Origin of the sequence: Acidisoma sp. L85 (genome assembly GCF_009765865.1) — a bacterium.
In the GTDB taxonomy this organism is placed as follows: Bacteria; Pseudomonadota; Alphaproteobacteria; order Acetobacterales; family Acetobacteraceae; genus Acidisoma.
This window is the reverse complement of record NZ_LMUQ01000073.1, coordinates 339,304-352,135: the sequence shown is the minus strand read 5'-3', so window position 1 is coordinate 352,135 and position 12,832 is coordinate 339,304. Positions and strand designations below refer to the sequence as shown.

The following is a 12,832-nucleotide window of genomic DNA, read 5'->3' as shown; positions in this document are numbered from 1 at the left end:
GATAACCGGGTCCACTTCACCATCCCCTCGAAACGCTTCGGTCGGTAGGCACGCTTCCCCCGGCCTAGCTCGTCGGGCATACACGGTCATTGAAATGGATTTGTCCCGCCACCCGCAGCGCCTCCGCCTATCCCTGCGCAGGTCCTGAAGGCGTTCAGTGCCTTGGAGCTTCCTGACAGCGACACGGAAATTGGCTTCGCCTTTCCGATGGTCAAAGTCAAACTGGAAGCCTTCGCCATGTCGTCGAGAATCGGCTGCACTTTGTCAGCATCGACATCAGCCGAGACCATTGTGTCCGTGTTTGACACAATATCGAAAGAATAGGTGTTCCCGTTCACGGTAAAGCTTATCGAGCCTTGGACACCATCGGGTAACGACCATGAGTCATTGCCGGAGCGAAGTTCCACGGTGGTGCCGTCCGATCTCAGCGCCATTGCGCCGTTTATCACTGATGCCAGGCAGACATCGGGTGGATCCGTCATCGAAGGACGATGCTCGACGGCTGCCCAAGAGCCGCTTTGAGCCAGAGGAATGAGTTGTTCATCCGCCAGCGCGGGAATCGCGCAGGAAACCGCCAAGGCAAGGCCGAGGATGCCGAAGGACCGCATCTATCCCTCCGTTGCTTAGGCGGAATGATAGCGATGCGACCCGAAATTGTCATCCTGCGTTCTTCAGCCGTTTATCGCCGGACATGCCGCAGACTGCGCAAGACGGTCACTTCCTGCTGGCCAACGGCGCTCAGGCAACGACGATCTACGGCAAGGGATCGCACGCGAGTGTGCATGGACGTACGACCGACTTCAAATAATCTTGGTGTTTCACGTATTGGCCCGTAGCGCCTTTGCCACAGTGCGCCACGCCCTCCGGCGGGTAGCTTTTTGGAGCGATCGATAAGGCGAAAACGATTGCCTACACGCTGCCGACGACAGCCAGTGTTAGCCGGCGGCAGAGGCGATCGGTCGACAAGGCCAATCCACGTTTGATATTGTTACAGAGCGATGACCTGGCGGGAGGGGCACTGATGGCGGATGACACAGGCCTCTGGGTAGTCGGGAAACCGCCAGAACTGCCAGCAGATGGCGAGGGCATCTGGGTTGTAAGGAAGTCCGCCCCGCTCGGCGTCCGGGTCTCGGTGCCATCGGCGCCAAGCACCATCAGTGCGGCTCCTCCAACCCTAGCGGCGCCCCCTGAGCCGTGGCCCGCGGTAAGAGGCATCGGCGGGCTCATCGCTGTAGTAGTCGCGCTATTTGGCGTTGCGCTGACGATCGTGATCTCGATGTTTTTCCGTTAGCGAAGTCCTCTGCGCAGGAGCCCACGTCACTTACCGGATCGCGCTGTCCAGTCTTGCTATTCAGGAAACCACTACTCACCCTACCGAACACGAAAAAGCCGGTCTTTCGACCGGCCCATCGTGGCGAAGATTACGCGAGGTAGTCCGGGCGCTGGCTGGGCAGCCAGCTCAGATAGGCCGGGCGCTGGCTGGGCAGCACGCTGCTGTTGCCCTGGGCGCCGTTGCTTGCGAGGTAAGCGGGCCGCTGCTGCGGAGCCACTTGGTCGTTGCGGGCCTGCTGATCCACCGAGTGGCGCATCATGGGCTGGCTCGCCATTGCGGCGCCGGTCATGCCGAGCGACACCGCGGCCACCGCCGCCATCAGAAAATTCTTCATAACAATGCTCTCCAAGTCAGTAGCCGGTCGTCTCATGGCGGCCAGCGCGGAACCAACACCGCAATCGTCGTTGCATCCCGTCGAGCTAAATTTACGATTGCTGCGGCGCAGCAGAAGTCCTGTTAACCGATGGAAGCCATGCTCAGAATAATGGCTTCAGATGTAAGCTATGCGTTTCAATTGTAGCTTTAAAGCGTCAGCAACTATTCGACCCGTGGTCATCGTGTGCCTGAGCGTGCACGGGACAGCACATTATCAACCCAAGCCTCGTCTTTCCGATATGCTCATCCAACGGCCGATCCCGTGGCTCGCGGGATGGCGCGCCCTGATGAACTGCTCCCCGATGGAGGATGTTTGAATGGCTGCCCACAACTTCACGCTCGCTACCGCCTTCGCCAAGTCCGAGGCATCCGGCTACAACGCCGACCCTCAGAAAAGCGGAAACTGGTCGACGGGAGTCACCGGCAAGGGCGAGCTTATTGGGAGCAACCTGGGCTGCAGCGCACCGGCGACGATCGCCTACATGGCGGAAACCGATCCAGGCGTTGTCGTTACCGCCGACTGGATGAAGACCCTGCCCGAGAGCGTGCTGAACGGGATGGCGCGCAGCCGCTACTGGGAGCCGCTGCGATGCGATGACCTGCCATCCGGCCTCGATCTCATGTGCTTCGACTTCGGCTGGGACACGGATGTCGGCACCTCCGCGAGGCTTCTCCAGAAGCTTCTGGGTGTGACGGAGGACGGATCCATCGGCTCCCGCACCTTAAGGAGCCTCGCGACGCTGGACCTGCCGACCCTCGCCCGCTCCCTCAACGCAAGCGATATGCTGCTTCTGCAACAGCGTCTCGGGGTGGTGCGGGATGGCTGGGTTGGTCCCATCACCCTCGCTGCGGTGGCGGCGCAACCGCGGCAGCGCGCCGCAGTTATCAGCCTCGCACTCGGCGATGCGCAAAACGCCTATTACCGCAGCCTGCCCAATTTCGGTACCAGTGGAGTCGGCTGGCTCGCCCGCACATCGCGTCGCTCGCAGGCAGCGCTCGCCATCCTCGGCAAGCCGGCATGAGCATACGCCCGCGGAACGCCAGTTTCGGCCGGGTCCAGGCCTAACACGTTCTTGAAGTGACAGGATTCGGCTCGCGGGTGATATCTGATCGATCCCAACAGCCCAGAGCCCTTGTCACAGGAGAGCGCAGCATGCGTCGCTTAACGCCTATTCTACTCCTAGTGGCCCTCGCCGTCTCAGTCGCGGGTTGCTATTACGGGCCGCCAGGCTACGGCTACGGGCCTGGCTACTACCATCATCCCCACTACTACTGGTACCGGTAAACAACAACGCGACACAGGCGGGTTGCGCCACAAAAAGGCGCAACCCCTGCCGGAAAGTCTCGATGATTATTGAGACATTCCTTGTTTCATCTTCACCAGTGTCCCTACGCAGACGGGCGAAAGTTCCCTCATGTGCTTCTTCATGCACTGCTTGATATGGCCCGGCCCAACATGTGAGCAGAGGCGCTGAATATCCGGGCCACAGGCCTGCATCATCGTCTGCGCCAGTGCCGCCGAGGAGAAGGCTGCAAGCCCAGAGGATAATAGAAGAGTTAAAACAAAAGATTTCATTGGAGTTCCAATATCAACCGGTTTGACTATTACGCGCGCATATACCAGCGGAATTATCGCATAGGTTGCAGAGCCGGCCCAGCGTCAATTTGCCGGTCTCACGAATTTACCGGCCGCCAGCTTCATTCGCCGGCTCGGTCGCAAGGGAAAGCGGGCGACCTGCACCAAAGGTCACTTTTGGTGAAGATGACACTTCTCCATCGCCCATTGTAGGAGACGCCAACCCCTCGCAGCCTGAGGTCGCTCAAGCGTGGCAACGCGAAATCTCTATTCGGCGCAGCGTGAGCTGCTCGGGACGATCACCTATCCCGATGCCTGGGACAAGATCGTTCAGGAACACGCCTATTACCTCTTTCCCTTCTTCGGCGAAAAGAAGGAGCCGACCCTGTTGGACTATGCGATGGGCGCGCCATTTGTTCCCCATGCAGCCCTCAGCCGAGCGCCCGGCGATCCTAGCAGCGTCAACCTCTGGGGCATCAGTCCGCAGGAATTCAGCCACCTGGAGGACTGCGCCTTCTCCTGGGTTCCGCGCACGATCGTGGCCTGAAGAACTTCGGCGCCGGATCCCGGGCGACTACGCCGTCCGGCGGTTCGGCCGATCGGCGCCGTCACAAGGGATAATTGCGGAGCCGATCGCCGCATGCCAATTCTTGGTCACTTACGCGGCAGCGGAAGCCGAAATTTCTCCGCTGATAGTGTCCGAGCCTAACGTGCCCGCGGCGTCCAGGGCCTCACCTAAACTGCCTGACGTCGAAAATTCGCCTCTCTCGCTGCAGTAAACCCCGCTTTTGCCTGGCGGGGTTTACTGTTCTGGGGCTAGCCTTCATTATGGCTTCCTGGGTACTACCCAACCAACCCAGGAAACAATTTGTCACACATGAAGTATCGCCCGCCTGATGGCCCAGCACCCGGGTCTGTTGCGCCCCTCCGCTCCCTCGGATAATCGACCAAGCGGAGTAGGAGCACCAAGGCGCCATGAACGACCAAGCAATCGCCGCCCCGTCTTTCGTGCGCTTGGAGACTGGCGACCGCGCCCCCGAATTCGTTCAGAGAACCGCGGAACTGCCGAAATTCTCCTACCAGAACTACGCCGGCCGCTACCTCGTGCTTTGCTTCTATGGATCGGCCGCAAACCCCGTCGGGAAGAGTGCCATCGACGCCATGCTGAGACACCGCGCATTCTTCAACGACCAGCGCGCGAGTTTCTTCGGCATCAGCATCGATCCCGAGGATGAAACATCCGGCCGCGTGAAGGACGCCAAGCCCGGTGTTCGCTTCATGTGGGATTTCGACGGAACCGTCAGCCGGCTATGCGGTGCCGCTCCCCAAAACGAGGCCTTCGGCGCGATGACGCAGTATAGGCGATTCTGGCTAATTGTCGATCCGACTCTCCACGTCTTGGCAGTCTTTCCGATCTCAGCCGAGGATACCGAGCACAAGAATCTATTTGCTTTTCTGAGTGGTCTACCCGCCCCGGCCGCCTTTGCCGGCTTCGAGGTTCCCGCGCCCGTTCTCATCCTGCCGAATGTTTTCGAGCCGGCTTTCTGCCGCCATCTCATCGATCTGTACAAGGCTGATGGTGGAGAAGAAAGCGGCGTCATGCGGAACAATACCGGCGTGCTCGATCGCGCCATGAAAAGTCGGCGGGACTTCCTGCTCACGGATACCGATTTAATCCAGCAAGCGCAGGCCCGTATCGTGCGGCGGGTGTTGCCCGAAATTCGCCGTGTGTTTTTCATGAACATAACCCGCATGGAACGATATCTGGTGGGATGCTATGCGGCCGAGGATGGCGGCCATTTCACGCCCCACCGCGACAATACGCAGCCCATCACCGCCCATCGGCGTTTTGCACTGTCGATCAACCTGAACGATGATTTTGAGGGCGGCGAAGTGCGTTTCCCAGAATATAATCCACGCGGCTACAAGGCGCGCCCGGGATGGGTAGTCGTGTTTCCTTGCAACATCCTTCACGCCGTTTCGAAGATCACGAGCGGCAGCCGCTATGCTTTCCTGCCTTTCGTTTATGACGACGAAGGAGCCAAGATCAGGGAGGGATATCTGCATTCCCTCCAGAAGGCGGAGGCTCCCGTCTCTGTCGTTCCGGCGTAACGCGAAGGGGTCGTGCCGGCTTGATGGCAATCCCCTCCCCGTCCGCCTGAATTCAGATGAATTCCGCCAGGGTCTGAGGCGTTGGCAGAAGCGGCGCCACCGTGACGCTGGAATAGCCGGCGTCGCGGCCCATCGCCTCCAACTCCGCATGCGTGTAGGCGTCTCCGCTCGGCGTGGATGCGAGCATCATGAAGGAGAACATCCCGGGCATCGGCGGTGACACGCGATCATCGTTCGGCACAAATTCCACCGCCAAGGTACGGCCGCCGGGCGCCAGGCTTGCGCGCACACGGCGCAAGATGGCGACGCAGCCGTCGTGATCGAAATGATGGAGGAAATTGGGCAACATCACGAGGTCGAAGCCGGTCCCCCAATCCACGTCGAAGGCGTTACCGGGGCAGAGATGATAGCGAACGTCCAAACCGGCTCGCCGCGCGTTGGCGCTCGCCACTTCGAGTACGGCCGGCCAATCGACAGCGGTAATCTCTGCATCCGGAATCGCCTTGGCGACCGCAATTCCGAACAGCCCGTGACCCGCCGCGACGTCGAGCACCCGGCGAGGTCTGTCGTTCCACGCCCCAACATGCTCGGCAACCAGATTGGCCTGCCCGCCCATGAAAGGCCCCATCGCTTCGGCGAAAGTGACCCATACCGAGTTGTCCGGAGCAATATTCCCGAGGCCCGGCGAACCACCGTTGCGCACGTACGACACTGGGTCGTCCAAATAGATCCCCAGCATCTCACGCGATGCCAGGAAATCAACGATCCCGCTCATGCAACTAGGTGAAGCTCGGTCGAGAAACGCGCGTGTGACCGGTGCGGGTTGATAGTGCTGCCCCGATTTTTCCAGAAACCCGCGAATGGTGAGGTAGTCGGCGAGGATACGCACACCGCGTGGCGCGGCGCCGCTGGCGGCGGCAATGCCCTCGGCGGTGTCGGTGCCCGCGCAGACCAGGCTGAACAGATCAAGTTTCACAGCGGCATAAAGCGCTGCCGTTTGCTGATAGCCGAGCAGCGCATCGACGAACGGCGCCGGCGTAAGATTCTCCAAACCTACCTCCTTTTATTGTTTTTATCGGCGTCGGTAGCCGTCAGGTGCCGAGAGAGGCCGCCACGAAGGCAATCATCAACTGCGCCACGGTTCGCCGCATCCCGCGGCCGCTGAGCGAGTGATCGATCCCCTGCACAATCTCCAGGGAGGCGCCCTGAAAAGCCCGCAGCCCGGTTCCGCCACGACCGAAATGCTGCTCGAATACATCGAGACCGCCGTCATTCGCGGCATAGAGCAACAAGGTCTTGGCATGGCGGCGCGACAAGGCCGCCATGGCGCAATGCGCCGGATTTTGCGAAACGGCCAAACCAAGTTTTCGGAGTGCATTTGACGCCACCGCCCCAATACGCTCGAACAGCCGCTCGCGCTGCGCATGGATGATGCCGCGCACGTTGAACTTGCCTAGCAGGAGCTGCTTCCAAGTTTCCAGGCTGCGCAGCTTGCGGAGATAATCGCTCGTGGCGTGCTTGTGGGCAACGAATTCGATCGTGTCGCCGTTGCGCCAATGAAACACTGGCATGTTCACTAGCATGAGTATTTCGATTCTCGGGTCGGCCACGGCACCTCGCAAAGCATGATAGGCGCCCGAGCACAGTCCCTGCATCGCCAACCGGTGATAGCCCAGACTTTCAAGCGCATCGGCGGCCGCTCTGATATCGAGCAGGCGGTCGCTCTCGAAAATCGAACTTACCACTTCTTCCTTGCCCGGAACGCCCAGGCTGTCGCCGAGTCCGGAAAAGTCCAGCCGCAGCGACACAATACCGGCGACCGCCAGGCGCCTCGCAAATTCCGCGCCGAACCGCGCGAAGCCGTAATGGGGATCGACTCCTGTATTGGTGATGATGACCGCCATATCACCGGCACGGGTGTCGGGGCGGCATAGCATGCCGAATAACCGATCGCCCTCACCGAAGCGGAGGGGCTCCTCGACCCATCCGGGTTGCGAGAGAATGGCTCTGCGCGAGGCAATTTCAGGGAGGGAGACTTTCCCCACTGGCACAGCCTGCCGGATCCAATCAACAATTGCGGAAAAATCCGACGGCTGGCCCTCACCCTGAATGTTATGGTGCAGCATCGGCTCCAGCGTCTCGAAGCTGGCGCAAGTGACCTTGGCGCCGCCTCGCTTCCAGGCCTCCGCGCAATCGCTCAGCAGGCTCGAATCCGACTGGGAGAAGACGCCGACCTCGCATCCATTCATCAGCCGGACTTGCCGCAGATCCGCTTGGCTGATCGCGGCAACCGTCTCAGCGCTGAAACGAAGTTCCTGAAAGTCCAAGGTATAACTTGAGGATTCGGCCGCACCGCTTTGCAGCTGCGCTTCGACGCTCAACTGCCGCATATACGAGCGGCCACGCAGCACGGGCGCCAGAAGAATCAGCCCGGCCGCATCGTCTCGCTGTTCGGCCGCCAACGTGGCGAGGAGCGCGCCAAAGCGGAGCCCGCAAAACACCAGCCGCCGCGCTCCGGTCGAGCCGCGCAGCCAATCCGCAGCCGCGGCTACACTTTGCTGCCAGGCGGCCCAATAATCTCCAGGCTCGCCATCGATATCGGCGAGGTCACAGGAATCGCCGGTTCCCGGATAGTCGAACCGCATCGCGAGATAGCCCGCAGCCGCGAATTCATCCGCCAGAAGGCGCAACGGGTAATGCGCGTCCAGAGCATCCCGATTGAGGCCAGGACACAGCAGCACCGCGACATCGCTGGCCGCACTCGCTTGGCTCGAATGCAGCCAGCCAAAGCAATTATTGAAGACGACGGGCGTCATCAGGCGCTCGCGGTCCTGTGGGGCAGCGACGCTATCACCACAAGCCCCGTCGCTTCTCACCGCGCTAGCGCCTCGCGAAACTGGAGCGGCCACCAGCCAGTCTCGCTCAAGCGACCGGTTTACAGCTGTCAGATCTGGCGGTGGGTCAGCGATCATGCCTTCACCTCGCAGCCTGTCTGTGACTTTGGAGAGACCCATCGGCACTCCTTTCAGATCGCGGAGATGCTGATCAAAGACGCCTGACTTCGCTTAGACTACCAAGCGAGCATCGAAGGATCATATGGCTTATAGGCTGACATCCGCCCAGGCGATCTAATCACAATGGGTGTTACGCTAAATGCTAGTCAAAACAACATCTTATCAGCCGCGCGACGCAGATTTGGCATGGCCGGCGGCCGATTCGCAGAAGGCGGAACTGGCGGGGTCACGTGGTCCGACGAGACCGGGGCCTCGGGAATGCTGACGATCTCGGGCCAATCTTCCGCAAATCCAAGGGCAAGGCGCATCCTATTCGGCGGCGCGATCCTGCTCGCGGTCGCGGCGCCCGTATCGGCGAGATCCGCGATGGCTCAGAACAGCACGAGCGAATCGCGTGCCGAGGCGCAGGACAGCAGGTCGGATCGGATCGACGAACAGGAAGACGCTGTCGACGCCGCGCAAGAAGCGGCATATGCGCGCGACGTCGCCTCCCAGCCTATCCCGATCACGCTGCGCGATTTCACCTTCCGGGCAAACCTGCCGATCTTCTACGACTCAAACCCGAACGAGTTGCAGTCCGACGGACCGTCTTCCATGGAAGCTGACCCCGAAGCCGAATTGGGGTGGCGCAAGAATCTGCAATCGGCACCTCTGGCGTTCAGCGTCAGGCTGCGGGCCAATACCGATCGATATGGCGCGGAGCCGCAGGCGGGAGGCGACCAGACTTCTGCCCGATTCATGGTCTCCTACAAGGATAAAGCCAATGATCAAGCCTGGTCGCCGTTCTTTTGGTACAAGGGAACTATGGGGTTCCAGGGAACCTTCTCGACCTGGACCTATACAAGGAACGACGTTGTCGTCGGATTGGGCAGAGTTTTCAATTTCTCGGGCAACTTTCGCGGCCTGCCGATCAGCGCGAATAGCCAGGTCGCCGCCGTCTGGAGCCTGGGATTCCGCCTCTATGTTCAGCGGCGGCTGCGCGTGCCCGGACCGGACTCGGTCGCGCTCTATGCGGTACCCTCGATTACCTATGTGCCCTCGCCCAATTGGAGCGTCTCGCTTCTCGCGAGCATCAGGGAGCGATGGTTCGACGTGCCGCCAGCCAGCGCCGGCACGACACCACGGCGTGATTTTGAAGTCGAGCCACTTCTGACAATCGCCTACGACCCCTCCACAGCTCTCTTCGGCAGCGATGGCTTTGCGCGGCAACAACGCTTCGGGGCACCTCAGATCGCGTTGCAAATCGGCTTTGAACGCCGCTCGAGCAATCTATCCGGCAAATCCTGGAACGAGTGGACCGTCGGCCCGGTACTTAGCGCGAACTGGCGGTTCTGACGGGCCGGAACTGAGCCGCTTGCGACCCGTGGCACTTCCACCTAGGACGACGGCTCCCGACCGGAGGAACGCCCATTGGACCGCGAAGAGCTCACCAAATGGGCTTTGGCGAATGGCTGGCAGATCATCGCCGGCTGCCCGAGCCTGACTAAGCCCTCCGCCCCGAAAGAGGCGATCGTTCGCATGGTCTTCAAGGCAACGCTGGTTAACCTGGAAGCCAAGAAACCTGCCGGAAAGTGGGAAAAGATCTCCGGCGCGCCCTACAACAAGATCACAGCCGACGAGGATACCGGCGTCCCCCAGGGCCTCGGCTTCGAGATTATCCCGAGCTTCTCGTCGCTCATGCGCGACAACAAGGACCGCCAGACCTTCGCCAATTTCGGCAAGGGATCGCTCTAGCGCGACACCCCGTCAGACGCGCGTCACGCGATTCACGGCGCGCTGAAGCTTCGCCGACTCGGGCTTGGTGAGGCTCGCGAACCAGGTGGCGAGACGGCCATCGGCGCCGATGAGGTATTTGTAGAAGTTCCAGCGCGGGCGGGAGAGCACACCGCCCGTCTCAGCCAGCCAGCCGAAGAATGGATGGCGTTCGTCGCCGCGAACATGGACCTTTGTCATTATCGGAAAGCTCACGCCAAAATTTTTCTCGCAAAAGGCGCCGATGTCGGCCGCGTCTCCCGGCTCCTGATGACCGAAATCATCGCAAGGCACGCCGATAACGACGAGCCCCTGTGCCTGCCGCGCCCGCCAAAGCGCCTCCAACCCGGCATATTGCGGCGTGAAGCCACATTGGGACGCGGTATTGACGACCAGCAGCGGCCGCCCCCGCAAAGCTGCGAGCGGATAGGGCTGGCCTGCCAGCGTGTCGAAGCTGAAATCATAGGCAGTCGGCGCCATACGCATCCCCTGTCCCGGCCGCCAGTCTTCTACCCCGCCCGTAAGCCGCTGTCTCATAACGGGAGGATCGTCCCGGCGGTTTGCCCTCGCCGGGCCCCGCCGCTATGGTCCGCCCCCGTCAAAATAAGGGGGCGACGTGGTCGATATTTTCGACGAGGTCGATGAGGATCTTCGGGCCGAACGCGTGGGCCGTTTCGCGCGGCGCTATGCGATCGCCTTTCTTGGCCTTGCCGTCGCCATCGTCGTCTGTGTCGGCCTCTGGCAGGCCTGGCTCTGGCATGTGCGGCAGCGCGACGCCGCGGCGGCGAGCGCATTTCTGAGCGTGATGAACGCGGCAGGGCAAAGCGGCTCCTCCGGGGACCGTCAGGCGCTGGCCGCTCGCTTCAGCACCGTCGCGGAAACCTCGCCGGAAGGCTACGCCACCCTCGCCCGCCTCAACCAGGCGAGCCTGCTCGCCGATGCTGGCAAGCTCGACCAGGCAAATGCCATCTGGAATCGGCTGATGAGCGACGACTCGGTGAATCCTGTGCTGCGTCAGGTCGCGATCCTCGGCTGGGCCTCGCATGCGCTGGATACCGCCGAGCCCTCCCTGATCCAGGCGCGCCTCCAGCCGCTTGCATCCGATGACAGCGCCTGGCGCCCGATGGCGCTCCAGGATCTGGCACTGCTCGACCTGCGACAGGGCAACCGCGCGGCTGCCGCCAAGCGGTTCCAAACACTTGCCGATGACGTGACGACGCCCGACGACATGCGGCGCTTGGCCGGTGCCCTCGCGCAGGCGCTGGCTGGAGCCAAAGGATGACGGACGAAACGATGCGAGACAGGATGACGCGCCAGTCCCGCCCAGGCTCCGTCGCGGCACTCACCCGCCGCGCCACGCTCGGGCTGCCACTTGCCTTGGCGGCTTGCGGCTTCATCGGCGGCGATGATGGCCCCCCTCTGCCCGGCAAGCGCTACGACGTGCAGCCGGTCGCCAATGGCCTCGTCGCCGACCCCACCTTGAACAGCGCGGTCACCCTGCCCGCCCCCGCCTCGGGCTTTTCCTGGGCCCAGCAAGGCGGCAATGCCGCGCATGACCCGGGCAACCAGCCCGTCGCCAATACCCTCAACCGCCTCTGGACCGCCGATATCGGCGAGGGCACGGGCTATCGTCACCGCATTCCCTGCGGCCCGATCGCCGCCAATGGCCTCGCTTTCACGATGAGCGCCACGGGCGACGTGCGCGCCTTCTCATTGGTCGATGGCGGCATGCTGTGGCACTCGTCGATCCGTCCGAAGGGCTCGCGCAGCACCAATATCGGCGGCGGCATCGGCTATGATGACGGCCATATCTATGCCGCGACCGGCCTCGGCGAGATCATCTGCTTCGACGCCAAGACCGGCGCGCTGAAATGGCGGCAGCCCCTCGGCAGCCCGGCGCGCAGCGGCCCGACCATCGCGGGCGGCAGCATCTTCGTGAGCACCGCCGGCAGCGCGATCCTCGGTCTCGACGCTAAAACCGGCAAGACGATCTGGACCCATCAGGCCCGGACTCCGCAGACCACGCTGCTCGGCCTGCCCGCGCCCGCCTTCGCGAACAATATCGTTGTGGCGGGCTTCGGCTCCGGCGACCTCGTGGCGATCGCCGCCGATACGGGCGATGTCCTTTGGACGGACAATCTCGGCTCTACCGATCCCAGCCTGTCGCAGCTCTCGGCGATTGCCGGGATGCCGGTGATCGATCAGGGCCGCGTCTTCGCGGGCAGTCTCGGCGGCCTCGTCCTCAGCCTCGACCTGCCCTCCGGCCGAAGACTCTGGGAGAAGGACTTCGCCACCCAGGAGACGCCCTTCGTCGCCGGCGACTGGGTGTTCCAGCTCAGCACGGATCAGAAGCTCGGTGCCATCCACGTGGATTCGGGCGCCGTGAAATGGGCGATGCAATTGCCAGCCTTCAAGAATCCGAAGAAGGCGCGGGGGCCGATCTTCTGGCAGGGGCCAGTGATCGGCGGCGGCTCCCTTATCCTCGCGAGTTCAGAGGAGACGCTCATCACGGTGGATCCGACAACGGGACGGGTCACGAACAGTATCGACCTGCCATCGGCTCCCGACTGGGCGCCGATCGTGGTCGGCGGCAAGATACTGCTAAATCTCGTCAGCGGCACGCTTCTGGCGCTCGGCTAAGTGCCATCATGCTCACATAAACATATGTTT

15 protein-coding genes are annotated in these 12,832 nt (G+C 61.9%); 9 read left to right on the top strand and 6 right to left on the bottom strand.

Annotation, left to right across the window (positions count from 1 at the left end):
- Positions 1-86 precede the first annotated feature (86 nt).
- Complete coding sequence (locus GSQ83_RS25230; protein ID WP_216850563.1) at positions 87-578, bottom strand: hypothetical protein; 492 nt, start codon at positions 576-578, stop codon at positions 87-89.
- Positions 579-1,021: 443 nt separating this feature from the next.
- Here GSQ83_RS25230 and GSQ83_RS25225 point away from each other — a divergent pair, with 443 nt between their 5' ends.
- Entirely contained in the window at positions 1,022-1,291 is a 270-nt protein-coding gene (locus GSQ83_RS25225) for a hypothetical protein (RefSeq protein ID WP_158805602.1), read from the top strand.
- Between the two features lie 130 nt (positions 1,292-1,421).
- Here GSQ83_RS25225 and GSQ83_RS25220 read toward each other — a convergent pair whose 3' ends face one another.
- The gene (locus GSQ83_RS25220; RefSeq protein WP_158805601.1) at positions 1,422-1,667 is read right to left on the bottom strand and encodes a hypothetical protein; all 246 of its coding nucleotides are present in this window, start codon (positions 1,665-1,667) and stop codon (positions 1,422-1,424) included.
- Between the two features lie 358 nt (positions 1,668-2,025).
- Here GSQ83_RS25220 and GSQ83_RS25215 point away from each other — a divergent pair, with 358 nt between their 5' ends.
- Together GSQ83_RS25215 and GSQ83_RS30930 are read left to right on the top strand one after the other, a co-directional pair.
- Entirely contained in the window at positions 2,026-2,730 is a 705-nt protein-coding gene (locus GSQ83_RS25215; protein WP_158805600.1) for a glycosyl hydrolase 108 family protein, read from the top strand.
- 131 nt (positions 2,731-2,861) lie between these two features.
- A complete protein-coding gene (locus tag GSQ83_RS30930) occupies positions 2,862-2,993 on the top strand; it encodes a hypothetical protein (RefSeq protein ID WP_256367063.1) in 132 nt (43 codons plus the stop codon).
- 66 nt (positions 2,994-3,059) lie between these two features.
- On the opposite strand, the gene GSQ83_RS25210 is transcribed toward GSQ83_RS30930, so the two are convergent.
- Positions 3,060-3,284, bottom strand: coding sequence for a cysteine rich repeat-containing protein (locus tag GSQ83_RS25210; protein WP_158805599.1), 225 nt, complete (start codon positions 3,282-3,284; stop codon positions 3,060-3,062).
- Between the two features lie 250 nt (positions 3,285-3,534).
- Between GSQ83_RS25210 and GSQ83_RS25205 the strand changes: the two genes are divergently transcribed.
- Positions 3,535-3,831 (top strand): hypothetical protein, encoded by a 297-nt coding sequence (locus GSQ83_RS25205; protein ID WP_158805598.1) that lies wholly within the window; start codon positions 3,535-3,537, stop codon positions 3,829-3,831.
- A gap of 428 nt (positions 3,832-4,259) precedes the next feature.
- Positions 4,260-5,396, top strand: a complete 1,137-nt coding sequence (locus GSQ83_RS25200) for a redoxin domain-containing protein (RefSeq protein WP_158805597.1) — start codon at positions 4,260-4,262, stop codon at positions 5,394-5,396.
- 52 nt (positions 5,397-5,448) lie between these two features.
- On the opposite strand, the gene GSQ83_RS25195 is transcribed toward GSQ83_RS25200, so the two are convergent.
- Both GSQ83_RS25195 and GSQ83_RS25190 read right to left on the bottom strand, forming a co-directional pair.
- The gene (locus GSQ83_RS25195; protein WP_158805596.1) at positions 5,449-6,447 is read right to left on the bottom strand and encodes a class I SAM-dependent methyltransferase; all 999 of its coding nucleotides are present in this window, start codon (positions 6,445-6,447) and stop codon (positions 5,449-5,451) included.
- Between the two features lie 40 nt (positions 6,448-6,487).
- Positions 6,488-8,212, bottom strand: coding sequence for a serine aminopeptidase domain-containing protein (locus GSQ83_RS25190; protein ID WP_158805595.1), 1,725 nt, complete (start codon positions 8,210-8,212; stop codon positions 6,488-6,490).
- A 384-nt stretch (positions 8,213-8,596) separates the two neighbouring features.
- Here GSQ83_RS25190 and GSQ83_RS25185 point away from each other — a divergent pair, with 384 nt between their 5' ends.
- Both GSQ83_RS25185 and GSQ83_RS25180 read left to right on the top strand, forming a co-directional pair.
- Complete coding sequence (locus GSQ83_RS25185; RefSeq protein WP_158805594.1) at positions 8,597-9,745, top strand: hypothetical protein; 1,149 nt, start codon at positions 8,597-8,599, stop codon at positions 9,743-9,745.
- 75 nt (positions 9,746-9,820) lie between these two features.
- Positions 9,821-10,144 carry a hypothetical protein gene (locus GSQ83_RS25180; RefSeq protein ID WP_158805593.1) on the top strand — a complete coding sequence of 108 codons (324 nt, stop codon included), beginning with the start codon at positions 9,821-9,823 and terminating at the stop codon, positions 10,142-10,144.
- 12 nt (positions 10,145-10,156) lie between these two features.
- On the opposite strand, the gene GSQ83_RS25175 is transcribed toward GSQ83_RS25180, so the two are convergent.
- Positions 10,157-10,642: a glutathione peroxidase gene (locus GSQ83_RS25175; protein ID WP_158805689.1), complete on the bottom strand. Its 486-nt coding sequence runs from the start codon at positions 10,640-10,642 to the stop codon at positions 10,157-10,159.
- A 136-nt stretch (positions 10,643-10,778) separates the two neighbouring features.
- Here GSQ83_RS25175 and GSQ83_RS25170 point away from each other — a divergent pair, with 136 nt between their 5' ends.
- Together GSQ83_RS25170 and GSQ83_RS25165 are read left to right on the top strand one after the other, a co-directional pair.
- Positions 10,779-11,444 carry a tetratricopeptide repeat protein gene (locus GSQ83_RS25170; protein WP_158805592.1) on the top strand — a complete coding sequence of 222 codons (666 nt, stop codon included), beginning with the start codon at positions 10,779-10,781 and terminating at the stop codon, positions 11,442-11,444.
- Positions 11,441-12,802, top strand: coding sequence for a PQQ-binding-like beta-propeller repeat protein (locus GSQ83_RS25165; protein ID WP_158805591.1), 1,362 nt, complete (start codon positions 11,441-11,443; stop codon positions 12,800-12,802). Before GSQ83_RS25170 ends, GSQ83_RS25165 begins: the two co-directional genes overlap by 4 nt.
- The last annotated feature ends 30 nt before the right edge of the window (positions 12,803-12,832 follow it).